Annotated in this window: 22 protein-coding genes; 12 read left to right on the forward strand and 10 right to left on the reverse strand. The window is 59.6% G+C overall.

What is annotated here, in order from left to right:
• Nucleotides 1-93 precede the first annotated feature (93 nt).
• The 4 genes from proS (at nucleotide 94) to mltG (ending at nucleotide 4,675) form a co-directional block, all read left to right on the forward strand.
• Nucleotides 94-1,428, forward strand: a complete 1,335-nt coding sequence (gene proS, locus BG455_RS05615; RefSeq protein WP_071468975.1) for a proline--tRNA ligase — start codon at nucleotides 94-96, stop codon at nucleotides 1,426-1,428.
• The gene (locus tag BG455_RS05620) at nucleotides 1,421-1,981 is read left to right on the forward strand and encodes a hemerythrin domain-containing protein (RefSeq protein WP_071468976.1); all 561 of its coding nucleotides are present in this window, start codon (nucleotides 1,421-1,423) and stop codon (nucleotides 1,979-1,981) included. The genes proS and BG455_RS05620 overlap by 8 nt, the downstream gene beginning before the upstream one ends.
• A gap of 265 nt (nucleotides 1,982-2,246) precedes the next feature.
• Nucleotides 2,247-3,512, forward strand: coding sequence for a beta-ketoacyl-ACP synthase II (gene fabF / locus BG455_RS05625; protein WP_071469149.1), 1,266 nt, complete (start codon nucleotides 2,247-2,249; stop codon nucleotides 3,510-3,512).
• On the forward strand, nucleotides 3,509-4,675 hold the full coding sequence (gene mltG / locus BG455_RS05630) for an endolytic transglycosylase MltG (RefSeq protein WP_071468977.1): 1,167 nt from the start codon (nucleotides 3,509-3,511) through the stop codon (nucleotides 4,673-4,675). The genes fabF and mltG overlap by 4 nt, the downstream gene beginning before the upstream one ends.
• 628 nt (nucleotides 4,676-5,303) lie before the next feature.
• Here the strand turns inward: mltG and phnE (BG455_RS05635) are convergent.
• From phnE (BG455_RS05635) to lepB, 8 genes are all read right to left on the reverse strand, one after another.
• Nucleotides 5,304-6,056, reverse strand: coding sequence for a phosphonate ABC transporter, permease protein PhnE (gene phnE, locus BG455_RS05635; RefSeq protein ID WP_245735488.1), 753 nt, complete (start codon nucleotides 6,054-6,056; stop codon nucleotides 5,304-5,306).
• A 56-nt stretch (nucleotides 6,057-6,112) separates the two neighbouring features.
• Nucleotides 6,113-6,916: a phosphonate ABC transporter, permease protein PhnE gene (gene phnE / locus BG455_RS05640; protein WP_071468979.1), complete on the reverse strand. Its 804-nt coding sequence runs from the start codon at nucleotides 6,914-6,916 to the stop codon at nucleotides 6,113-6,115.
• Nucleotides 6,913-7,740, reverse strand: coding sequence for a phosphonate ABC transporter ATP-binding protein (gene phnC, locus BG455_RS05645; protein WP_071469150.1), 828 nt, complete (start codon nucleotides 7,738-7,740; stop codon nucleotides 6,913-6,915). Before phnC ends, phnE (BG455_RS05640) begins: the two co-directional genes overlap by 4 nt.
• A gap of 77 nt (nucleotides 7,741-7,817) precedes the next feature.
• Nucleotides 7,818-8,765 (reverse strand): phosphate/phosphite/phosphonate ABC transporter substrate-binding protein, encoded by a 948-nt coding sequence (gene phnD / locus BG455_RS05650; RefSeq protein ID WP_071468980.1) that lies wholly within the window; start codon nucleotides 8,763-8,765, stop codon nucleotides 7,818-7,820.
• A gap of 755 nt (nucleotides 8,766-9,520) precedes the next feature.
• Complete coding sequence (locus tag BG455_RS05655; protein WP_071468981.1) at nucleotides 9,521-9,847, reverse strand: DUF1491 family protein; 327 nt, start codon at nucleotides 9,845-9,847, stop codon at nucleotides 9,521-9,523.
• Nucleotides 9,844-10,764 carry a GTPase Era gene (gene era, locus BG455_RS05660; RefSeq protein ID WP_071468982.1) on the reverse strand — a complete coding sequence of 307 codons (921 nt, stop codon included), beginning with the start codon at nucleotides 10,762-10,764 and terminating at the stop codon, nucleotides 9,844-9,846. The genes BG455_RS05655 and era overlap by 4 nt, the downstream gene beginning before the upstream one ends.
• The gene (gene rnc / locus BG455_RS05665; protein ID WP_071469151.1) at nucleotides 10,761-11,447 is read right to left on the reverse strand and encodes a ribonuclease III; all 687 of its coding nucleotides are present in this window, start codon (nucleotides 11,445-11,447) and stop codon (nucleotides 10,761-10,763) included. Before rnc ends, era begins: the two co-directional genes overlap by 4 nt.
• The gene (gene lepB / locus BG455_RS05670; protein ID WP_071468983.1) at nucleotides 11,444-12,232 is read right to left on the reverse strand and encodes a signal peptidase I; all 789 of its coding nucleotides are present in this window, start codon (nucleotides 12,230-12,232) and stop codon (nucleotides 11,444-11,446) included. The genes rnc and lepB overlap by 4 nt, the downstream gene beginning before the upstream one ends.
• A gap of 310 nt (nucleotides 12,233-12,542) precedes the next feature.
• On the opposite strand from lepB, the gene BG455_RS05675 reads away from it, so the two are divergent.
• The 8 genes from BG455_RS05675 (at nucleotide 12,543) to BG455_RS17070 (ending at nucleotide 21,885) form a co-directional block, all read left to right on the forward strand.
• Nucleotides 12,543-14,108: a 2-isopropylmalate synthase gene (locus BG455_RS05675; protein ID WP_071468984.1), complete on the forward strand. Its 1,566-nt coding sequence runs from the start codon at nucleotides 12,543-12,545 to the stop codon at nucleotides 14,106-14,108.
• A gap of 355 nt (nucleotides 14,109-14,463) precedes the next feature.
• On the forward strand, nucleotides 14,464-15,501 hold the full coding sequence (locus tag BG455_RS05680; protein ID WP_071468985.1) for a rod shape-determining protein: 1,038 nt from the start codon (nucleotides 14,464-14,466) through the stop codon (nucleotides 15,499-15,501).
• Between the two features lie 25 nt (nucleotides 15,502-15,526).
• Complete coding sequence (gene mreC / locus BG455_RS05685) at nucleotides 15,527-16,465, forward strand: rod shape-determining protein MreC (RefSeq protein WP_071468986.1); 939 nt, start codon at nucleotides 15,527-15,529, stop codon at nucleotides 16,463-16,465.
• Complete coding sequence (locus BG455_RS05690; RefSeq protein WP_071469152.1) at nucleotides 16,458-17,057, forward strand: hypothetical protein; 600 nt, start codon at nucleotides 16,458-16,460, stop codon at nucleotides 17,055-17,057. The genes mreC and BG455_RS05690 overlap by 8 nt, the downstream gene beginning before the upstream one ends.
• Nucleotides 17,054-18,991, forward strand: coding sequence for a penicillin-binding protein 2 (gene mrdA, locus BG455_RS05695; protein ID WP_071468987.1), 1,938 nt, complete (start codon nucleotides 17,054-17,056; stop codon nucleotides 18,989-18,991). The genes BG455_RS05690 and mrdA overlap by 4 nt, the downstream gene beginning before the upstream one ends.
• Nucleotides 18,988-20,136: a rod shape-determining protein RodA gene (gene rodA / locus BG455_RS05700; RefSeq protein WP_071468988.1), complete on the forward strand. Its 1,149-nt coding sequence runs from the start codon at nucleotides 18,988-18,990 to the stop codon at nucleotides 20,134-20,136. The genes mrdA and rodA overlap by 4 nt, the downstream gene beginning before the upstream one ends.
• Nucleotides 20,133-21,065, forward strand: coding sequence for a 2-hydroxyacid dehydrogenase (locus BG455_RS05705; protein ID WP_071468989.1), 933 nt, complete (start codon nucleotides 20,133-20,135; stop codon nucleotides 21,063-21,065). Before rodA ends, BG455_RS05705 begins: the two co-directional genes overlap by 4 nt.
• 394 nt (nucleotides 21,066-21,459) lie before the next feature.
• On the forward strand, nucleotides 21,460-21,885 hold the full coding sequence (locus BG455_RS17070) for a pilus assembly protein PilP (protein WP_143079883.1): 426 nt from the start codon (nucleotides 21,460-21,462) through the stop codon (nucleotides 21,883-21,885).
• 237 nt (nucleotides 21,886-22,122) lie between these two features.
• Here the strand turns inward: BG455_RS17070 and BG455_RS05715 are convergent, their stop codons facing one another.
• Complete coding sequence (locus BG455_RS05715; RefSeq protein WP_071468991.1) at nucleotides 22,123-22,944, reverse strand: acyl-homoserine-lactone synthase; 822 nt, start codon at nucleotides 22,942-22,944, stop codon at nucleotides 22,123-22,125.
• Nucleotides 22,945-23,088: 144 nt separating this feature from the next.
• Complete coding sequence (locus BG455_RS05720) at nucleotides 23,089-23,793, reverse strand: autoinducer binding domain-containing protein (RefSeq protein WP_071468992.1); 705 nt, start codon at nucleotides 23,791-23,793, stop codon at nucleotides 23,089-23,091.
• Nucleotides 23,794-24,041: the final 248 nt, after the last annotated feature.

Below are 24,041 nucleotides of genomic sequence, written 5' to 3' on the forward strand. Positions count from 1 at the left end.
GTGCCGCCAAGAGGGGGCAGGCGACACACCTTGCCCCTGCCCCCAGTCTCGCCTAAACCCAAGGGCGTATCGTCATTCATGAAAGGCATATCCATGCGCCTGACCCGCTATTTCCTGCCTGTGCTGAAAGAGACCCCGTCCGAGGCGCAGATCGCCTCGCACCGGCTGATGCTGCGTGCAGGCATGATCAAGCAATCCTCGGCAGGGATTTATTCGTGGCTGCCGCTGGGCTACAAGGTGTTGCGCCGGATCGAACAGATCGTGCATGAAGAGCAAATTCGCGCGGGCCATATTCCCATGCTGATGCCAACCATCCAGTCGGCAGATCTGTGGCGCGAATCCGGGCGGTATGATGATTACGGGCAGGAAATGCTGCGCATCAAGGACCGGCACGACCGCGACATGCTGTATGGGCCGACGAATGAAGAACTGATCACCGATATTTTCCGCGCCCATGTGAACAGTTACAAGGACTTGCCGCTGACGCTGTATCACATCCAATGGAAGTTCCGCGACGAGGTGCGCCCGCGCTTTGGCGTTATGCGGGGCCGTGAATTCCTGATGAAGGACGGCTATAATTTCGACCTCGATAAAGATGCCGCGTTACACGCCTATAACCGCCATCTGGTCAGCTATCTGCGCAGCTATGAACGCATGGGCCTGCAAGCCATTCCAATGCGGGCTGATGGTGGGCCGATTGGCGGCGATTACACGCACGAATTCCTTGTGCTGGCCGAAACGGGCGAGTCGGAAGTGTTCTATGACAGCGCGATCACCGATCTGAAATTCGGTGACCGCGCGGTGGATTACGATTCCGTGCCCGAATGTCAGGCGGTGCTGGAAGAGTTCACCTCGCGCTATGCGCGCACGGATGAAACCCATGACGAGGGTGTGTTTAACGAACAGGTGCCCGAGGAACGCCGCCGCACCGCGCGCGGGATCGAAGTGGGCCAGATCTTCTATTTTGGCACCAAATATTCCGAGGCAATGGGCGCAACCGTGGTTGGCCCCGACGGGCAGCGCACGCCTGTGCATATGGGCAGCCACGGCATTGGCGTGTCGCGCCTGCTGGGCGCGATCATTGAGGCAAGCCATGATGACAAGGGCATCATCTGGCCTGAAGGTGTAACCCCCTTCCATTGCGGGATTGTGAACCTCAAGCAAGGGGACGCAGCCGCAGACGGGGCGTGCGAGGGGCTGTATAAGGCGCTGGTCGCCAAGGGGTTGGAGCCGCTCTATGACGACCGCAGCGAACGGGCGGGCGCGAAATTCGCCACGATGGACCTGATCGGCCTGCCTTGGCGCATTACAGTCGGCCCGCGCGGGCTGGAAAAGGGCGTGATCGAACTGACCTCGCGCCGCACGGGTGAAAGCGAGGAACTTAGCCCACAGGCCGCCGTAGACAGGATAGCGCATATCTATGGATGATCTGAAACACCGCGATGGCCTGCCCGATGCGCTGCGCATCCTGCTGGAGAAATATCCGCGCGACATGTGGGAAAGCCATCGCAATTTCGACGGGCTGACGCGGTTCTGGCTGGAGCGTCACCTGATGTTCCGCCGCGCGCTGGCGCAGTGGCAGGGCGATACGCGCGCTTTCCTTGACAAGGGCCGCGACCCTCGGAAGCACGGGCAGATGACCGCGCGGCTGGGCGGGTTTCTGATCAATGAATTGCACGGCCACCACCAGATCGAGGATACGCATTACTTCCCCGTCCTGTCAGAAAGCGAGAAACGCTTGGCGCATGGGTTTGACTTGCTGGACGCCGATCATCACGCGCTGGACGGGGAACTTGCCGGTCTGACAGATGCCGCAAACACCCATCTGCGCGCCCTGCAAAACCGCAACGCCGATACCAAAGCCAGCGCAGGCGCCATGCTTGCGCGGCTGGACGGGTTCCAGACATTCCTGAACCGGCATCTGGTCGATGAAGAGGAACTTGTCGTGCCGGTCATCCTGCACCATGCGCTGAAATTCTGACTGCCGTTATCAAAGGCTTCACCCTCAGTGCCGGTTGCGTGCTGCGAAAGAACCATCTCATGGCTGGGGTGCGGCATGTCGCGGGGGCAAGACACGCCAAATCACGGCCCTGTGCTGCGCAGCGGCGCATCTGCGCGCAGCTTGACAAAGAGTGACCCAACTGTGAGCGGAGCGTTGCCGCGATATGCGGCTAATGCCTTTCCCTGCGCGTGAAATCCCGTTATCACAGCTTCGGAACAAATTTTAAGATATGGAGAATGGGCGTATGCGCAGAGTCGTCGTCACAGGGCTTGGGATGGTCACCCCGCTGGCATGCGGCGTCGAAGAGACATGGGCGCGCCTGCTGTCCTGCCAATCCGGGGCGGGGCCAATTACGCGCTTTGACGCCAGCCATCTGGCCACGACCTATGCCTGCGAAGTGCCGCGTGGCGACGGGTCTGATGGCAGTTTCAACCCCGATGACTGGATGGAGCCGAAAGAGGCGCGCAAGGTTGATGAATTCATCCTTTACGGTATGGCAGCCGCCATGCAGGCCGTGCGCGATTCCGGCTGGATGCCGCAGGATGAAGAAAGCCGCTGCCGCACAGGCGTGATGATCGGGTCTGGAATTGGTGGCCTGTCGGCCATTGCCGACACAGCCGTTTTGTTGAAAGAACGCGGCCCGCGCCGCGTGTCGCCCTTCTTCATCCCCAGCGCGCTGATCAACCTTGTTTCGGGGCAGGTCAGTATCCGCTACGGCTTCAAAGGGCCGAACCATGCCGTGGTCACCGCCTGTTCAACGGGTGCGCATGCGATTGGTGACGCCGCCCGCCTGATCCAATGGGGTGATGCGGATGTGATGGTCGCAGGCGGGGCGGAAAGCCCGATTTCCGAAATCGGCATTGCAGGCTTCAACGCCTGCAAGGCGCTGTCCACCAAACGTGCGGACACCCCCAAAGCGGCCTCGCGCCCCTATGACGCAGACCGCGACGGGTTTGTGATGGGCGAAGGCGCGGGCGTTGTTGTGCTGGAAGAATATGAACACGCCAAAGCGCGCGGTGCAAAAATCTATGCCGAGGTGCTGGGCTATGGCATGTCGGGCGATGCCTATCACATTACTGCCCCGTCCGAAGATGGCGATGGCGCGCTGCGGTCGATGAAAGCGGCGGTGGCCCGCGCGGGGCTGGAGCCGTCGCAGATCGACTATATCAATGCACATGGCACCTCGACCATGGCCGATGTGATCGAGCTGGCCGCGGTCGAGCGTTTATTGGGCGATGCCGCAAGCAAGGCCACCATGTCCTCTACGAAATCGGCCATCGGGCATTTGCTGGGCGCCGCAGGCGCGGTTGAGGCGATTTTCAGCATTTTGGCCATACGCGACCAGATCGCACCGCCCACGCTGAACCTTGACAACCCTGCCGTTGAAACGCCGCTGGATCTGGCCCCCAACGCCGCACGCAAGCGCGAGATCAAAATCGCGCTGTCCAACAGCTTCGGCTTTGGCGGCACCAATGCCAGCCTGATTCTGGGGAAAGTTGACGCTGGATGATTCGCCATATCGTCGCCAATGTGTTCACGCTGCTGATTGTCGGGCTGATCGGCCTTGCGATTGTGGTTTCTGCGGGCAAGCGCAGCTATTATGTCGAAGGGCCGCTTGAACAGGCAATCTGCTTTCGCGTGGCACCCGGTGCCTCGCTGCGTGTTGTGTCCAGCGGGCTGGCGCAACAAGGCGCGGTATCTTCAGAACAGGTGTTTCGCATTGGCGCGCAATATACCGAACGTGCGACCGCCCTGCGCTTTGGGTCTTATCTGATTCCCGAGGGGGCCTCGATGGATCAGATTACCGATATTCTGACGCGCGGCGGGGCCTCGACCTGTGGGTCTGAAATCCAGTACCGCATAGGTGTGACACGCATCGACACGCTTGTGCGCGAACTGGACCCTGCCACACAAAGCTTTCAGACCATCGTACAATTTTCCAGCAACGAAGAGCCGCCCGAGGATTACGCGCGGTTTGCAGAACAATCCGACATCCAGTACCGCATCACTGTGGCGGAAGGGGCGACAAGCTGGCAAATCTGGGAAGGGCTGCGTCTGGCCGAGTTCCTGAGCGGCGAGGCAGGCGATGTGCCCCGCGAAGGCTGGCTTGCACCCGACAGTTATGCCGTGCAACGCGGCGCAGATCGCCAGACCCTGCTGGCCGAGATGGAAGCCCGACAAACCCGCATCCTGACAGAGTTGTGGGAGGGGCGCGCAGACGGGCTGCCCTATGAGACAGCAGAAGAGGCGTTGATCATGGCCTCGATCGTGGAGAAGGAAACCGGACAGGCAGACGAGCGGCGCCAAGTTGCAAGCGTGTTCGTCAACCGGCTTGGCATTCCGATGCGCCTGCAAACCGACCCGACAGTGATTTACGGCATCACCCAAGGGCAAGGCACGCTGGGGCGCGGGCTGCGCCGGTCCGAACTGGACGCGGTTACCCCCTTTAACACCTACCGCATCGACGGCTTGCCCCCCACGCCCATTGCCAACCCCGGCCGCGCGGCCATTGCCGCCGCACTGGACCCCGATGATACACCCTATCTGTATTTCGTGGCCGATGGGACGGGGGGACATACCTTCACCACCAATCTGGCCGATCATAACCGCGCGGTCGCGCGCTGGCGCGAGATCGAGGCAGAACTGCGCGCGCGCGAGCAGGCGGCGGAGTAAATTAGGCCTGCGGCTGTTCTGGTGGTGACTTGCTGGTTTGCGGGACTTCGCGGCCATCGCAGTTCTGGGTGCAAAGCCGCGCAGCGTCGGGCCATATCCCACACCCTGCCAAAGTGGCGCATACCAGAGCAATCCATCAGCACCGCGTTTCAAGGCCGGACTTGTCCAGCGGCAGATGCAGATATGGTCCTCATCGCCGTTCGGACAATGCGATGCCGCTTTCTCTGGCATTTGGCCAAACGGTATCTGATGGCTGATCATGGAACGGGCCCGCGCGATTGCCGCACATATCCGGGTCTGCGAGTTGTGCGATCACCGCCGCAGGTTTAACCACAAAACGCGCTGCTGCCCTGCCCCGCCAGCCACAGATTGACCACAAGCATGAGTGACCCCAGGCCCGCGCCCGACAGGTCAATCGGCCAATCCGACAGGCGCGTATAAATGCCGGTCCACCAGCACCTCGAACCCTGTGCGCGCGGCAAGTGCGGCAGGCGTGCCGAATTCCTCGATCGACATGGCAAGACGACGCCCGTAACGCTGAACAGGAAGCGCCCCATGTCAAAGCGCAAAAGCTGGAACAGATATGTAACAGGTTTACGTCGCTTGCGCCTTTAGCTGTGCACCGCGATCATATGATGGCGTGACGCACCTTTGCCGATACCCATTCGCTGATGATGACGGTGCCTAGGATCACCAGAATGATCAGCATAACCTGTGGCCATGCCAGCATGTTCAGACTGGAATTGAGTTGTGCACCGATCCCGCCTGCGCCCACCAGCCCCAGAATGGCACTTTCGCGGATATTGATATCCCAGCGGAATACGCTGATTCCGTAGAAACTGGGCAGAACCTGCGGAACAATTCCATAGGTCAGAATCTGGCCCTGTGACGCGCCGGTGGCGCTGATGGCCTCGACTTGGCGGATGTCGGTTTCCTCGATTGCCTCGTAAAGCAGCTTGCCAATAAACCCGATCGAGCGCAGCGCGATGGCCAGAATACCCGCCAGAATGCCCGGCCCCAGAATGGACACCAGCAACAAGGCCCAGATCAGCGAATTGATCGACCGCGTGGCCACGATGGCAAACAGCGCAATCGGGCGCAGGATCAGGCGTGAGGGCGTGGTGTTGCTGGCGGCCAGAAAGGCCAGCGGTACCGCCATCATAATGCCCAGAAGCGTGCCCAAAGTGGCAATGTTGATTGTGTCCCATAATGGCGCCCAAAGCCGTTCCATATAGGACCAGCGCGGGGGAAAGGCGCGGCTGCCAATGTCAGCCGCGGCATTTGGCGCGTCCCAGACAAAGGCCCAGATCGTGCGCTGGGTCATTCGCTCCCAGCACCATACGAACAGCGCCACACAGCCCAGCCAGCCCGCCCAGAGCATCAGGCGCTTGACCGGAGTGCGATGTACCCAGACCGGCGTTTCAACAGATGCCACGCTCATTTCACCCACTTTCGCAAATAACCCGAGGAATATTCAGCCATCATCACAATGGCGATGATGATCAGCAGGATCGCGCCCGCGCTGGAATATTCATAGCGCGACAAGGACGTATTCAGCGCCGCACCAATACCGCCCGCGCCGACAATTCCGATCACGGCAGATTCGCGGAAATTGATGTCCAGCCGGTATAGCGACAGACCAATCAGGCGCGGCATGACCTGCGGCTGGATGGCGTAATTGATCAGTTGTAACCAGCTTGCGCCGGTGGCGCGGATTGCTTCGGCCTGCGCCTCGTCAATATCTTCAATATCCTCGGCCAGCAGCTTGCCGATAAAGCCGATGGTTGCGAATGTCAGCGTCAGGAAGCCCGCGAAAGCACCAAAGCCAAACAGCGCGACAAAGAAAATCGCAACAATGATTTCCTGAAGCGCGCGGCTGGTGGCAATGATCGCGCGGCAGACCAGATAGACCGCGCGCGGCGCAACATTGCGCGCAGCCCCCACGCCGATGGGTATGGAAATGGCGACCCCCACCACAGTTGAGGTGAAAGTCATCGTCAGGCTTTCCATCAGCCCGTTCGAGATATCGCGCCAGCGTGTGGTGAAATCGGGTTGCAGAAAGCCCGCGACAAAGCGTTGCGCGCGCTCCATGCCTGCAACGACGCGCGCCCAGTTCACTTCTATCGTGCCGATGGCCAGCACCAGATAAACAACCGCACCCAGCGCCAGCGCTATGCGCAATGCGCGCGAGTGGATCATCTGCGGCGGCTTGCGCCAAGTTGTGGGATAGGCGGTGCTCATAACGCCCTCAGCATTTTTTCAGCCTGCGCCTTGTCTTCGGCTTCTGCTTCCGCATCTTCGGCTGCGCCATTGCGCATGGCGGTCCAGTCTTCTTCGCCGTAAATGCGGGTCAGTACATCTTCGGTCAGGCCAGCGGGCGGGCCGTCAAAGACAACGCGCCCAGCTTGCAAGCCGATAATCCGGTCAGAGAATTGCTGCGCCAGAACAACATCATGAATGTTGATGATCGCAGGCAGGCCGCGTTCGCGGCAGATTTCGACGATAAGCCGCATGATCTGGCGGCTGGTTTTGGGGTCAAGACTGGCGGTCGGTTCGTCAATCAACAACAGTTCGGGGTCTTGCGCCAATGCGCGCGCGATCCCCACCCGCTGGCGCTGCCCGCCCGACAGCGCATCGGCGCGCTTGTCGGCATGCGCCATAAGCCCGACACGGTCCAGCAGGCGAAAGGCATTGGCAATATCGGTGTCAGGATAGCGGCGCATGAAGCTGCGCCAGAACCCCACATAGCCCAGACGGCCGGACAGGACGTTTTCCATAACCGTCAACCGCTCAACCAGCGCATATTCCTGAAAGATCATCCCGATACGGCGGCGGGCGCGGCGCAATTCCGCCGTGCGCAAAGCGGGCAAATTCAGGTCATTCAGCAGCACATTGCCCGATGTCGGCTCCACCAGCCGGTTGATACAGCGGATCAGCGTAGATTTGCCCGCACCAGACGGGCCGATCAGCCCCACAACCTGCCCTTGTGGCACCTCGAAAGAAACATCTGACAGCGCCTTGTCGCCTGTCTTGTAAGTCTTTTTCAGTCCTTCGATCCTGAGCATGCGCATCACCTTTCAATACAGATTGCGACAGGCAGACACGGAAATCTGCCTGTCGCACGAAGTTTTGGCCCATAGGGTCAGTTGCAGGTATAGGTTACGCCCATGGCTGCATCGATCTGGCGGATGACCGACCAGTTTTCCTGAAATGTGATCGGAATGAACTGGCTCTCGTTTTGTGCGCCAAATTCGCGCTCCAGACCCGTGCCTGCCCATTCAAAGCTGAAGAACGCATCGCGGATTTTTTCCTGAAGCTCGGGGTGCAGGTTGTAGACCGTGCCATAGCCCGACGTCGGGAAAGTGTCGGATTTGTAGATCGTCACCAGATCGTCACGGCTGACAACGCCGCGCGCTTCCATCCGTGTGAGAACCGAATTGGCGATGGCGGCGGCGTCATAGTCCTGATTTGCCACACCAAGGATCGAATTGTCATGCCCGCCCGAGAAGGCAGGGGTGTAGTTTTCGTCAACCACCAGCCCGAATTCGGATTCCAGCAGCGCTTGCGGGGCCTTGAAGCCGGAATTCGAGGTTTCAGATGTGAAGGCAAGCTGACGCCCGTCAAGGTCTTCCAGCGTCTCGATGCCGGAACCGGGATAGGTGATGATCTCCATCTCATAGCCGAAAGACCCGTCTTCCGCCGCCATCATCGCAAAGGGGCGGAAACCGGCACAGGCCACGGCAATCGGGTTGCCGCCTGTATTCATAGCAGCCACATGCAGGCGGCCTGCGCGCATCGCTTCTAGCTGGGCCGCGTTCGACTGGACCGGAAAGAACTGGATGGGCTTGCCAGTGGCTTGTGACATATGATCCAGAAACTCGGCCCATACATCTTCATAAACTGCCGGGTCTTCAACTGGGGTATATGCAAAAACCAGAACTGCCGGGTCCACCCACGCGCTGGGGTCGGTCGGAATGTCGGCAACAAGATCGCCATCCGCATCGGTAAAGCGCGGGTCAAGATTGAAAGCGCCCGCAGGCAGCGCCAGCGCAATGCCCAGTGCCACTGTCGAGAGAAGCCTTGCAGTCATGTCATGTTCCTTTCAGATACCTTCATGACTGCGCAGCTAGTGCCGCTTGGTAACAGCGCGGTGACAGTTGCGTGAAAGTTTGATGACAATAAGAAGCGGCCGCCCCCCAATTACCCTCGTCGAACTGCCTTAAAGACCCACCATCGCCTTGGCGCGTGTTGGACTGCGCATTGGCGACAAAGACGAGGAATGCTTACGCATCCCGGCATCTGAGCCTTGAGCGCAACCAAAATTTCAGATGACAGCCTCACAACATGCGCGGCGCTATACCGTCAGAATGACATGTCTTGCGTAGGCGTTGGGATCAGATCTTGCAACGGTTTTGAAACTGCGCCATCCCATCGGTTCCAGAAAACCCGAGCGAAGGCAGCAAGGCAATCGACAGTCGTGTTGCATCTGCACAAGCGGCATTTTCACCCTTTCATCGCGGGCGGACAGTTGCCGGGTGTGACGTTCCGTTTGCAACATACTTTTCCCTATAGCGGGACAGATAATGCCGATGATGGGCTTGAAGCCGCTGTCCTGCACCTCACACAAGAGTCCCCACGGCTGGAAGGAGGGCTTTTCAGACATACCCTGCGCGGAAGCAAGCGCCGCAGGCCCGCCGCGCATTGCCGACCCTCGTTACCGATGGGCGGAACCTGATGTCAGACGCAGAACACCAGCGCCCAAACTGCGCGAAAGTAGAGAGTCCCAGAGCACGCCATCGGCGCCGGAATATTTGATGTCGCAGGTCTTGGGGCCATCTCTGCCCACTAGCCCATTTCAGCCAGCAAATCGCGCCCGCGTGCATCTTCCACTTCGATCACCCAAAGATCGGGATCAAAGCTGCGCTGGCGGGTGATGGCGGCGTCTACATCCTGCTCGCCCCCCTCGACCAGAACCTGCCAGATGCGTGTATCGCTTTGCAGATCAAAGCTGCGGGTATAAGCGCGCGCGGTGCCGTCCATCAGTGCAAGTTTCACCAGCACAGCGCCTGCCACCTCATCGCCGCGCGTGATGACATAGGCGGGAATTCCCAGCATTTGCAGCCGCCGCAAATAGGCTGACACCCATATCCCAGAGGCCAGCCGCGCGCTCATGCGTTGCCGTCGCGGAACTCCAGCCCCATTTCGGAATAGCGTTCTGCCTCTTCCAGCCAGTTTTCACGCACTTTCACTTGCAAGAACAGATGCACGGGGCGGCCCAGAAATTCGGCAATCTCGGCGCGGGCGGCCTGTGAGATGGATTTGATCGTCTCGCCCTTATTGCCCAGCACAATGCCCTTGTGACCATCGCGCACCACATAGATCAGCTGGTCAATCCGCACCGAGCCATCTTTGCGTTCCTGCCAGTGTTCGGTTTCCACTGTGATCTGATAGGGCAGTTCTTCATGCAGGCGCAGCGTCAGTTTTTCGCGCGTCATTTCTGCGGCGATCATGCGCATGGGCAGATCGGCGATCTGGTCTTCGGGGTACAGCCATGGCCCTTCGGGCAGGGCCTCGGCCAGCCAGCCGCGCAGCGCATCGACGCCATGCCCCTTCTCAGCCGAAATCATGAAGGTCTCTGTAAAAGGATACGCCGCGTTCAGTTTCGCCGAAAGCGCCAACAAAACCTCGGCCTTGACGCGGTCAATCTTGTTGATGGCAAGCGCCACTTTGCGCCCCGCGCTGATGCGGTCTTTCAGCGCGTCGATAATGGCTTGTGTGCCTTCAGTCAGGCCACGATGCGCCTCGACCAGCAGCACCACGACATCGGCATCAGCCGCCCCGCCCCATGCGGCTGCGACCATCGCGCGGTCCAGACGGCGGCGCGGGCGGAACAGGCCGGGCGTGTCGACAAAGACAATCTGCGCTGCCCCTTCGATGGCCACGCCGCGAATGCGGGTGCGCGTGGTCTGCACCTTATGGGTCACGATGCTGACCTTGGCACCGACCATGCGGTTGGTCAGGGTGGATTTGCCCGCATTGGGTTCACCTATCAGGGCGACGAAGCCCGCGCGGGTTGGGGTGTCTGTCATGTTTCGGCCTCCAGCCGTTGAAGTAGGGCGCGCGCGGCCATCTGTTCGGCCTGCCGTTTGGACCCTGCGACGGCCTGCGCGGCCTCTCCGCTGTCCAGTTGCGCCTGTATCGTAAATTCCGGTGCATGGTCAGGGCCGGATCGCATGACTTCCAGATAGGTTGGCGGCGTCTGGCCGCGTGCCTGCGCCCATTCCTGCAACATGGTTTTGGCATCGCGCGCATCTGCATCAACAGCCTTAAGCCGCGAGGCCCAGTGGCACAACACAACATTGCGTGCAGCGTCAAAGCCCGCATCCAGATAGACAGCGGCAATCACGGCCTCGATCGCATCCGCAAGCACCGCATCCTTGCGCCGCCCGCCCGACAGCATCTCGGAGCGTCCCAGCTTCAATGCGTCGCCCAGATTGATGGCGCGCGCAATCTCGGCGCAGGCTTCCTTGCGCACCAGCGCATTGAAGCGCGGCGCAAGCTGGCCTTCGCTGGCCGCCTTGTCGGCCTGAAGCAGCGCTTCGGCCATGACCAGCCCAAGCACGCGGTCGCCCAGAAATTCCAGCCGCTGGTTGTCAGGCCGCGAGGGCGAGGACATTGACGGATGCGTCAGCGCACGCAGCAGCAACTCGGGGCGCGCAAAATCATGGCCCAGACGGGCCGAAAACGCAATCAGATCGGCTGACAGCTTCACTGCAACCTCGTGAACAGCCGGTCGCTGCGCCATGTCCAGACAAAGAACAGCGAACGCCCTTCGGCCGAGAAGACAACATGGCGCGCGCGTCCGATCAGGTTGTCGAACGGAACCATACCAACGCCACCCACCTGACGCGGCATGCGGCTGTCAAGCGAGTTGTCGCGGTTGTCCCCGATAAAGAAGAAATGTCCGTCTGGCACTGTGAATACAGGTGTGTTGTCGCCCGCGCTACCATCGGTGATGTTCAACACAGGATAGCTGACACCATTGGGCAATGTCTCGATCATGCGAGATTTGCGGCACTCGCCGCCCTGCCCGACAGGTGCGTTTTCACAGCGCGGAAACTGGCCTGCACCGCCCTGACGCTCATAGACCTCGACAAACTCGCCTGCCGGGTCTTGCGGCACTGCTTCGTCATTCAGCCATAACTGGCCATCGCGCATTTGCACACGGTCACCGGGCAGGCCGATCAGGCGTTTGATGTAATCCGCCCCCGTGCCCGGATGACGGAACACGACAATATCGCCGCGCTCTGGCTCGGAGGCAAAAACACGCCCCTCGAACGGGCAAATGCCCAGCGGGCAGGAATAGCGCGAATAGCCATAGGCCATTTTGTTCACGAACAGGAAATCACCAATCAGCAGTGTTTCCTTCATAGAGCCGGAGGGAATCCAGAACGGCTGAAAGAACAATGTCCGAAACAGACCCGCTATCAAGAGCGCGTAGATGATCGTCTTGATATTCTCCCAAAGCCCGTCTTTCTTGCCGTCAATCGATGTCATGCGTCCTGTCCAATCGGCTGCCTGTCGCGGGCTTCATGCGGGGGGCTGCGGGCGGAGTCAAGCAAGACCGCAGCGCGTGCGGGGGGGTGCGCTGGTAAAAATAGGGTTTTCAAGCCTTGCGCGGCTGCCTATAGTCCGCCCTATGAGATTATGCGCTGAAATCACCTGCCCGCGCTTTGCGCTGCATTCCAGTGGCCTGCTACTTCTTAGCAGCCTCTGAGCGTGTCCCCTTGCGGGCGCGCCGCTCAGAGGTGACAAGCGCCCCGAAATGCAAGACGACACAGCCAAACAGTCCCGACAGGAACATCCCATGACATCTACCCCGGCCAAGCAGGACCGCGTTCTGATCTTTGACACAACCCTGCGCGATGGCGAACAAAGCCCCGGCGCAACCATGAGCCATTCTGAAAAACTGGAAATTGCGGCCCTTCTGGATGAAATGGGCGTCGATATCATCGAGGCGGGCTTTCCCATCGCATCGGAAGGGGATTTCAATGCCGTGTCCGAAATTGCGCGCAACGCCAAGAATTCCGTCATTTGCGGGCTGTCACGCGCCAACCTGACCGATATCGACCGCTGCTGGGAGGCTGTAAAACATGCCCCGCGCGGGCGTATTCACACGTTCATCGGCACCTCGCCCCTGCACCGCGAGATTACCGCGCTGGACAAGGACGGGATGATCGCGCGCATCCATGCAACTGTGACCCATGCGCGCAACCTGTGCGATGATGTGCAATGGTCCCCCATGGATGCCACCCGCACCGAGCATGACTATCTGTGCCGCGTGGTGGAAACCGCGATCAAGGCGGGGGCCACAACAATCAACATTCCCGACACTGTGGGCTACACCTATCCGCGCGAAAGCGCCGAGTTGATTGCCATGTTGCGCGACCGCGTGCCCGGCGCCGATACGGTCATTTTTGCCACGCATTGCCACAATGACCTTGGCATGGCCACCGCCAATGCGCTGGCCGCTGTGGAAGCGGGCGCGCGCCAGATCGAATGCACGATCAACGGGCTTGGCGAACGCGCGGGCAATACCGCCTTGGAAGAGGTGGTGATGGCGCTGCGCGTGCGCAATGACATTCTGCCTTACCGCACGGGTATTGATACGAAAAAGATCATCGGCATCTCGCGCATGGTTGCGGCCGTGTCGGGCTTTCCTGTGCAGTATAACAAGGCTGTGGTGGGCAAAAACGCTTTTGCGCATGAATCCGGCATTCATCAGGACGGAATGCTGAAGAACAAGGAAACGTTTGAAATCATGCGCCCTGAAGATATCGGGCTGGCGGCAACCAATCTGGTGATGGGCAAGCATTCGGGCCGCGCGGCACTGCGCGCGAAACTGTCAGAACTGGGATACGAGCTGGGCGACAACCAGTTGAAAGATGTCTTTGTGCGCTTCAAGGCTTTGGCCGACCGCAAGAAGGAAGTCTATGATGACGACCTGATCGCGCTGATGGCCGAAGCCAGCCTCAATGACGAAGATGCGTTTTTGCAACTTCGCAAGCTGCGCGTGATCTGCGGCACAGATGGCCCGCAAGAGGCAGAGATGACACTCAGCATTGGCGGGACCGACAAATTCATCGATGCCACAGGCGATGGGCCGGTGGATGCCACCTTTAACGCGGTCAAAATGCTGTTCCCGCACGAGGCGCGGTTGGAACTGTACCAGGTCCATGCCGTGACCGAAGGCACCGATGCGCAGGCCACTGTCAGCGTGCGGCTGATGCAGGATGGCGTGGTCTATTCGGGGCAATCCTCGGATACCGACACAGTCGTGGCCTCTGCCAAGGCGTATCTCAACGCGCTCAACCGTCTGGTGTTGCACCGCCATCGCGGCAACCTGTCGGCGCTGATGTCCAGCGCCGGCTAAGGCAGTTTCAGGAAAAACTGACACAGTTTTTCCGGTTTGGAATTGCGGCAAACCAGAATGTTACCGCGTTTCGGCAAGTCGAGAAAGCACCCAAACGCTGTCGCAGCGCAGCCCCGGCCTTTGCGCCGGGGCCTCAAGCCTGAACACCGGCTTCGCCCCTGCTGGCAAAGCGCCGATTTGCGCCATTCCCCTGCCCGCGCGCAGCCTATCACGGCTCTGTGCGGGGTGTCAGGCCAATTACCGCCAATCTCTCACTGCCCCCCCCTTTACCGCATGCAGTGCTGCACCCTATAAGGCATGCAAAGCTCGGTATTGCGAAGCTGGACCGACTCACCATGAATGACGGGATATCCGCATGAAATTTTTCCCAAGTCTGTTCTCGTCAGACATGGCAATTGACCTTGGTACGGCCAACACTTTGGTTTATGTGAAAGGGCGCGGGATTATCCTGAACGAACCCTCTGTTGTCGCGTATCATTCCAAAGACGGGCGCAAAGCCGTTTTGGCGGTGGGCGAAGATGCCAAGCTGATGCTGGGCCGCACCCCCGGCAGCATCGAGGCCATTCGCCCCATGCGGGATGGCGTGATCGCGGATTTCGATGTGGCCGAAGAAATGATCAAGCATTTCATCCGCAAAGTTCATCGTAACACTGTGTTTTCAAAGCCAAAAGTTATTGTCTGCGTGCCCTATGGCGCAACACCTGTTGAAAAGCGCGCGATCCGTCAATCTGTGCTGTCAGCGGGCGCGCGGCGCGCAGGGCTGATCTCGGAACCCATCGCGGCGGCCATTGGTGCGGGCATGCCCATCACTGACCCCACAGGCTCGATGGTGGTCGATATCGGTGGCGGGACCACTGAAGTGGCCGTGCTGTCGCTGGGCGATATCGTCTATGCACGCTCTGTACGGGTGGGCGGCGACCGGATGGATGAGGCGATTGTCAGCTTCCTGCGCCGCAACCAGAACCTCCTTATCGGCGAATCAACCGCCGAGAAAATAAAATGCGCCATCGGCACTGCGCGCATGCCCGATGACGGGCGCGGCAAGTCAATGCTGGTGCGCGGGCGCGATTTGCTGAATGGTGTCCCGAAAGAAGCCGAGATCACGCAGGCACAGGTGGCCGAAGCGCTGGCCGAAACCGTGACCACCATCTGCGAGGCTGTCATGATCGCTCTGGAAACCACCCCGCCCGATCTGGCTGCCGATATTGTGGATCGCGGCGTCATGCTGACAGGCGGCGGTGCATTGTTGGGAGAGTTGGATCTGGCGCTGCGCGAGCAAACAGGCCTGTCCATCTCGGTCGCGGACGAAGCGCTGCATTGCGTGGCCATCGGCACGGGCAAGGCGCTTGAATATGAAAAACAGCTGCGTCACGCCATTGATTATGACAGCTGAGGATGCAAGTCGCAGGGTGTAGCGTGTGGCAGAAGATCGCAGACAGGATCAGGATTTTATCCGCCCCGTCAGGCGCATCCTGATAGGTTTGCTGGGCGTTTTATTGCTGCTGATCTTCGTGATCTGGCGCATTGACAGCCCAAGGGTGGAACAGTTCCGCATGGCGGTCATCGACCGCGTTGTTCCGTCTTTCGACTGGGCGATGCGCCCTGTCGCGCGCGGCGTGGCGCTGGCCGAGAATTTCCGCTCTTACGCCCGCATCGTCGAGCAGAATCAGGAATTGCGCCGCGAATTGCAGCAGATGCGCGCATGGCGCGAAGCCGCCCTGCAACTGGAGCAGCGCAATGCACAGTTGCTGGACCTGAATCAGGTGCGGCTTGACCCGCAACTCACCCATGTGACTGGCGTGGTCATGGCCGATAGCGGCTCTCCGTTTCGCAAATCGGTCTTGTTGAATGTCGGCGCGCGCGACGGTGTGCAAGATGGCTGGGCGGTCATGGACGGGTTGGGACTGGCGGGGCGCATTGCAGGGGTGGGCCAACGCACCGCGCGTGTTGTGCTGCTTACAGATACAGCCAGCGCCGTGCCTGTGGTGGTGCAGCCATCCGGGCAGCGCGCAATGCTGATTGGCGACAATTCCACATATCCGGTTCTGGAATTTATCGAAACGCCCGACGACCTGCGCCCGGGCGACCGAGTCATCAGTTCCGATGATGGCGGCGTCTTTCCTGCCGGTATTCTTGTGGGCGAAGTGGTCGCCACAAGTGACCGCAGATTGCGCGTACGCATTTCTGCCGATTACGGGCGGTTGGAATTCTTGCGCGTGCTGCGCTCGCGCCCGATGGAGCGCATTACCAATACCGGCGATCTGATCGCACCAGACATGTTGGAGCTTGAGGGACAGGACAGTTGGACGCCGCCCACCCCGTCAAGCCCTGCATCCGGCGATGCCGCCGATGGTTGACCAGCGCCAGACCCAGCGGTTGATGTATATTGCCCTGTTCCTCGGGCTGGCCGCATTGATGACATTCTACCGGCTGTTGCCACTTGGCAGTTATGGCCTGTCGCAGGATATGGCCGGGCAGGATGTGATCGCAGGCAGCGATGCAGGCTTTACCCTTGCCAACCTGCCCGCGCCGGATTTTCTGCTATGCCTCACGCTGGCATGGGTGGTCAGACGCCCTGACCTGTTGCCTGCCCCTGTCATTGTCGGATATTTCTTTATCGAAGATATCCTGTTGCTCAGGCCGCCCGGACTTTGGGCGCTGATTATTCTGATGGCCAGCGAATACCTGCGCAGCCGCACCGAACAATTGCGCGGCTATGGGTTCTGGCTGGAATATTTGTTGGTCGCAGGGTTGTTGCTGGTTATGTTTCTTGCAAATCGCGCGATGCTCGCAATTGTGATGGTGCCGCAAGTGCCCCTTGGCTTGAGCTTGGCGCAGTTTCTGGGCACGGTGGCGGTCTATCCTGTCGTGGTTGCGGTGTCGCATTTTGTGTTCGGGCTGCGCAAACCCGCAACAGGCGAAGTAGATGCTTTGGGGCAAAGATTGTGAAACGCTCGGAACGCGAACAGGAACATAGCCGGCGCATTATCAGCCGTCGGGGGCTGCTTTTGGGCGGGGTGCAACTTGGGGTCGCAGGGGCCTTGTTCTGGCGCTTGCGCGACATGCAGTTGAACCAGTCCGAACAATTCCGCCTGCTGGCCGATGAAAACCGCATCAACCTGCGCCTGCTTCCCCCGACACGCGGCTTGATCCTTGATCGCAATGGCGTTTTGCTGGCAGGGAATGAACAGAATTACCGTGTTGTCATCAAGCGCGATGATGCGGGCGATATTGATCTGGTGCTCTCGCGCCTTGCGCGGCTGATCCCCTTGAGCGAAGACGATATCGAGCGCGCGCGCCGCGATATGCTGCGCAACCGGCCCTTTGTGCCGGTCACTGTGGCAGAGCGGTTGAGTTGGGAAGAAATCAGCCGCGTCGCGTCAAATGCGCCCGCATTGCCCGGTGTCACGCCGGAAATGGGCCTGTCGCGCTTCTACCCGCTGCGCGAAGACACAGCCCATGTGGTGGGCTATGTCGGCCCCGTATCCGAGCGCGATCTGGAAGCGCTTGAAACCCCTGATCCCGTGTTGATGATCCCGCGCTTCCAGATTGGCAAAAGCGGGGTCGAGCGGATGGAGGAAGACAGGCTGCGCGGGCGTGCCGGATCACAGCGTGTCGAAGTCAACGCCGTAGGCCGCGTGATGCGCGAGTTGGACCGGGTCGAGGGCACACCGGGCGGCAATGTGCATCTGACACTGGATGCGCGGTTGCAAAATTATGCGCTGGAACGGTTGCATGGCCAAAGCGCTGCGGCTGTGGTTCTCGATGTCGAGAGCGGCGACATTCTGGCGCTGGCCTCTGGTCCCAGTTTTGACCCAAACCTGTTCGTGCGCGGTATTTCCACCACCAATTTCAACAGCCTGCTGGAAAACGACTATCGCCCGCTTCTGAACAAAACAGTTCAGGGCATGTATCCGCCCGGGTCCACCTTCAAGATGGTCACAGCCCTTGCCGCGCTGGAAGCCGGTGTCACCGACGGGCAGGAACGTGTCTTTTGTCCGGGCCATATGGATGTGTCCGGCAACCGCTTTCACTGCTGGAAACGCGGCGGGCATGGGCGTGTGGACCTTGTCTCGGCACTGGCGGAAAGCTGCGATGTTTATATGTACGAGATTGCGCAGCGCTGCGGCATCGACAAGATCAATGAAATGTCGACACGGCTGGGACTGGGAATTCGCTATGAATTGCCGATCACATCCGTCTCGGCCGGGCTGAACCCGACGCGCGAATGGAAGCGCAACAACCGCAACGCGGAATGGCGTATCGGTGATACAGTCAATGCCTCGATCGGGCAGGGTTTTGTGCTAAGCACGCCGCTGCAACTTGCTGTCATGACTGCGCGTCTGGCCTCTAACAAGGCCATTCTGCCCCGTCTGATCCGTGATCCGAGTGCGCGCGCAGAGCAACAGGCCGCAAGCCTTGATCTGCGCCCTGAATGGCTGCGCATGATCCGCCGCGGCATGAGCGACACTGTAAATGACCGGCGCGGCACGGCCTATTCCTCTCGCGTGGTGGCAGAGGGGCAGTTGATGGCAGGCAAAACCGGCACAAGTCAGGTGTTCTCGATCACGCGCGCCGAACGCGATGCCGGTGTGCGCAGGCAAGAAGACCTGCCATGGAACCGGCGCAACCACGGGCTTTTTGTCAGCTATGCCCCCTTCGATGCGCCGCGCGTTGCTGTGGCTGTGGTGGTGGAACATGGCGGCGGCGGCTCCTCCGCAGCGGCCCCCATCGGGCGCGATATCACGCTGGCTGCGCTGAATGACGGGATGCCGCCGCTGTCCGCCTACCCTGCCCCGCAACGAAACCGCATCCATTCCGAACAGCAAGACATGCAAGAACGCCTGCGCCGCCCCGAAGACATGCGGATCAGCCGCGCATGAGTTATCTGGAATATAACACAAAACGCATGCCCTCAGGGTTGACCAAGGTGTTGTATCTGAACTGGCCTTTGGTCGCGCTGCTGATCGCTGTGGGCTGTTACGGCTTTCTGATGCTGTATTCCATTGCAGGCGGCAATCTGCGCCCTTGGGCCGACCCTCAGATGAAACGCTTTGCTCTGGGCTTGGCGATCATGTTCTTTGTGGCCTTCGTGCCGCTGTGGTTCTGGCGCTCTATCGCGGGGCTGGCCTATGTCGCCTCGGTACTGCTGCTGCTGGGGGTGGAATTTTTTGGCACAATTGGCATGGGCGCAAAGCGCTGGCTGGTGATTGGCCCGTTCCGGCTGCAACCTTCGGAACTGGCCAAGATCACGACAATCATGGCGCTGGCCGCCTATTATGACTGGCTCAGCCTTAAGAAAGTGTCGCATCCGTTATGGGTTGCAGTGGCAGCTGCCATCGCGCTGTTGCCCGCGCTATTGGTCTTGCGCCAGCCTGATCTGGGCACGGCGCTGCTGGTCGCGCTGGGGGGCGGTGTGGTGATATTCGCCGCAGGGGTGCATTGGGGGTATTTCGCCGCCATTATCGGCAGCGCTATCGGGCTGGTAACAGCGGTCATGAGTTCGCGCGGAACAGATTGGCAATTGCTGAAAGATTACCAGTTCCGCCGCATCGATGCGTTTCTGGACCCGACACTGGACCCGCTGGGCGCGGGCTATCACATCAACCAATCCATGATCGCACTTGGGTCTGGCGGCTGGTCGGGGCGCGGCTTTATGGAAGGCACACAGGCGCGGCTGAACTTTTTGCCAGAAAAGCACACTGATTTCATTTTCACCACACTGGCCGAGGAATTCGGCTTTGTCGGTGCCTCCTCTCTGCTGCTGTTATATATGCTGGTCATCGGGGTGTGCCTGCTGACCGCCATACGCACCACAAACCGTTTCGGCGCATTGCTGGTCATGGGTGTGATCGGCACATTCTTCCTGTATTTCGCTGTGAATATGGCAATGGTCATGGGGCTTGCCCCTGTGGTGGGCGTGCCATTGCCGCTGGTGTCTTATGGCGGGTCAGCGATGATCGTTATCATGGTGGGCTTCGGCCTTGTCCAATCCACTCATATCCACCGCGCGAGGTTGCCATCGTGACACTGACCGTCCTGTTTGCCGCAGGTGATGCAGAATTTGCAGAATATCTGGCCCCCCTGACCGAAGCCTTTACGCAATACGGGTTGCAGATCGATCTGGTCACCAAGGCCATGCCGGAAGCAGTGGAATATATCATCTACTCCCCCGCCAGCACCCTGCGCGATTTCACCCCTTACACGCGCTGCAAGGCGGTTCTCAATCTTTGGGCAGGGGTCGAGAAGATCGTGGGCAACCCCACGCTGACACAGCCATTGGCGCGCATGGTTGACCCTGCACTGACGCGGGGGATGGTCGAGTATGTGTGCGGCCATGTGCTGCGCTATCACTTGGGCATGGATGCGCATATCACCGCCGCCCCCGGCACTTGGGTGCCGCAAGAACCCCCTCTCGCACCCGAGCGTGTGGTGGGTATTCTTGGGATGGGCGAATTGGGGCGCGCCTGTGCCACAGCGCTTGCAGGGCTCGGATTCGCGGTTGAAGGCTGGTCATCGCAGCCAAAACAGGTGGCGGATGTCACCTGCCATCATGGGCGCGAGGGCTTCGACACCTTGCTGCAACGCGCGGAAATTCTTGTGACATTGCTGCCGCTGACGCCCCAGACCGAGAATATTCTGGACGCGCGTGCCTTCGCCCTGATGCCAAAGGGCGCGCACATCATCAATCCGGGCCGGGGTGCCTTGATAGAGGATGACGCACTTCTGGCGGCCCTGGATGATGGCCAGATCGCGGCCGCAACGCTCGATGTGTTCCGGATAGAGCCATTGCCTGCTGATCATCTGTTTTGGGGCCATCCCCATGTCACCATCACGCCACATATTGCCGCGACCACCCGCGCGAAATCGGCGTCGCTGGTGGTGGCAAACAATATTGCACGGGTCGAATCTGGCGCAGAGCTGCTGTATCAAGTGGACACCGCGCGCGGCTACTAGACCTGGCCACCGGCCATAGGGTTCCCCCTTGGTGCTGTTTGCGCGGGCCTGACAAGATTTTGCAGGGGGCACGCAGCGGCACGCCATGCGCGGGATAAAGGGCCGCCGGCCCGCCTTGTTCAGCTTTTCTAAAGAAACCTTGGGTATTCTCGGGTCATGGTTGGACAATTCTGGCGGATGTATCGACATGCCCCTGCACAAGAATGACGTTATCTGTAAACACCCCGATATACGGGCACAGCCGCGCCGTTGGCTATTCTGGCCGCTTCAGATTTCGGTGCCGTTTTGCGCGCTTTTGCTGACAAGCGGTCTTGTGGACCATTGCGCGCAGGATACACGGTTTTGCCCTGTTCCCGCATCCCCCCAGACCGCATGTAACGAGGGTCCTGCCTGTATGCCTGCACCACAGGACGGGCCGGACGCCCATGCCATCGCGCAAGGCGCAAGCCACTGGCGCGCGCCAGACACGCCAATTCCCGTGCAAGCATCTTTGCGCAATGGCGCGCTGAACCCGACGCTTGTGCCACTTCCCTTCAGCCTGAGCACGCAATCACAGCGCAGCTTTGTGCTGCCACATGGCCAGACCCTGCATGACATGGCAACGCAAACCGCGCAGATCGATCTTGACCATATCGTTTTGATCGCTGTCATCGAACAGAATGCGGGGCGCCATGCCCTTGTCCGGTTGCCCGACGGGCATATCCTGCGCCTGCGACAAGGCGATCCTCTGGAGGGGGGTACAGTGGCCGCAATTGGTGACACCGCGCTCTACTTGCTCGGCCCTGACCTGTCCCCGCGCGCATATATATTGGGCGGGTAGCGGACCTGACCTGCACACCGCATGGTGCCTGTATAGCGCGTGGTGCCCCTTCACCGCCCTTGCACCATTGCAGGGCAGCGGGCGATGCGGCAGCCGCATGACAAGCATAAAAAGCTGTGTATCCTTATCATGCAGCTGCACAGTCTGGTATTGAACCCTCGTACCCTCTTCATGCTGACAGTGAAGGTTTCACCACCCGCCAGCACAGTCAGTCTGTTCATGAAACGCCGCCCTGCCTTAGCCTTTTGCAAGACTTTTGACAGCAGGAACCGCGACCGGGCCAAGCAAGTCTTCGGCCAGAGACAGCGCGGCAGAAATTTCCGTCACTGACATTGCCGCGTCAATCTGCTCGATCAGGTATTGCGCAACCCCCGCGGGCATGGTCCCGCAATCCAGCGCCGCTTTCACACGGCCTGCACGCCTTTTGGCCAGGGCCTGCTCGTCCAGAAAGACATCTCCCTCGATCCCGGCAAAGGCGCGCACGCGTGCAATCCGCTCTTCCGAGCAATCCAGCAACGCGGCAAGGGCTTTGGTTTTGCCCATCTGGACCGTCGCACCGACATAATCATACGGCGCATTGTCAGATCGCTTCAACACGCGGTTCATCACCGGATCGATGACAGTAATGATATCCTCGATCCCGCTGGCGCGCGCATATTCCAGCGACCCCACCATCAATTCGCATGTCGCCCGCGACACTGTGCCAACACCACGCCCTGACATTTCAAGGGCATCCGTATCCACGCAAAACCGCGTGGATTCCCATATTGTGGCCGAACGCAGCGGCGCCTGCCCCTGCAAGATATCCGAAAACACATCGGCCAGCATATGTGGCCCTGTTGTCTGCAAGGCGCGGACACATGCCACCACCCTGTCCGATTCATCCAGCCCGATCACATAGGCAGGGTCCAGATAATCGAACGCATCAATTTCGCGCCCGTTCTCGATCTGCACATCCCAGCCAAGCCGGTCGCCAAAGACCCGCGCCCGCAAACGAAACATCTCATCCAAAATATCGCTATGTAAATGCTTGTTGAGCGCATCAACTACAAGAATCATTTTCGCCCCCTTTGTTGAGCTAGATTTCACCGTGATACAACTGTGCGCTGGAGTGGGCAGGGGCGCTATTGTGGGAATCCCGTAGACAGCGCGCAACCGCCGCCACGCAGCGCTTGGCCACGCTGACTGGCAATGACGGAAATTTCAGATTGGGTAGATCAGCCCCATGCCAATGGCACGGGCCACAGCCTGCGGCGTGGTCAACGCACCCAGCTTTTCGCGCACAGAGCGCAGATGCACCTCGACCGTGCGGGTAGAAATGGTCAGGATCACCCCGATATCCGGTTGCGACTTGCCTGCCGCGATCCATTGCAGGATTTCTTTTTCCCGTTCCGACAATGCAGGTTGGCGCATGGCTGCCATGGTACGCCCGTGCCGCATCAGCCGGTCATGAAACAAGGTCGCCTGTGTCTGAAGGCCGCTGATGATTTCACGGCGCAGGCTGGACCATTCGCCCTCCGAGCATTCGCGCACAACGCTGAACATGCCCCTGTCGCCATATGGCCCGCGCACAGGTATTGTCAGCCCCTTGGTGCCGATGCCGAAATCCGCCGCATCCCGGAACACAGTGTGGAAACCCTCAGTTTCTTGCAGGCGCGTCCAATCCACCACACCCACACTTCTGGATGCCATGATCAAGGTCGGATCAATCGCCTGAAAACCATGTTCGACATAATGCTCTTTCCATGCATCGGGGTAGTTCACCACACCATGAATGGAATTGTCGATTGTGTTGACACCTGCGTAAGCGGCATAATCCAGACCAAAATCTGCGCAGATCCCATCTAGGATTTGGGGCAAAGCCACGTCACTGCCTTCGCTGATACATCCCAGATCCAAGGGTTTCATAATCTGGCCTTCCTTCAGTCAAGGATCACTCTACAACGCCACACGGTGCCACGCGCGTCCCATTCGCTGACACCCTCTGCCCAACACGCAACCACATTGCGCCGCGGATATAACTTTTGCGTATTTTTGCTATAACATGAGCAAAGAGATAAAAATAAGATCAAAAACAACTCTTAGGAGAATATTCGAGCAACGCCACAGGATTTGGCTTTATTTTGAACAGGGGTGGGAATTTGGACTTGTCGCTG

Source organism: Roseinatronobacter thiooxidans, assembly GCF_001870675.1.
Lineage (GTDB): Bacteria > Pseudomonadota > Alphaproteobacteria > Rhodobacterales > Rhodobacteraceae > Roseinatronobacter > Roseinatronobacter thiooxidans.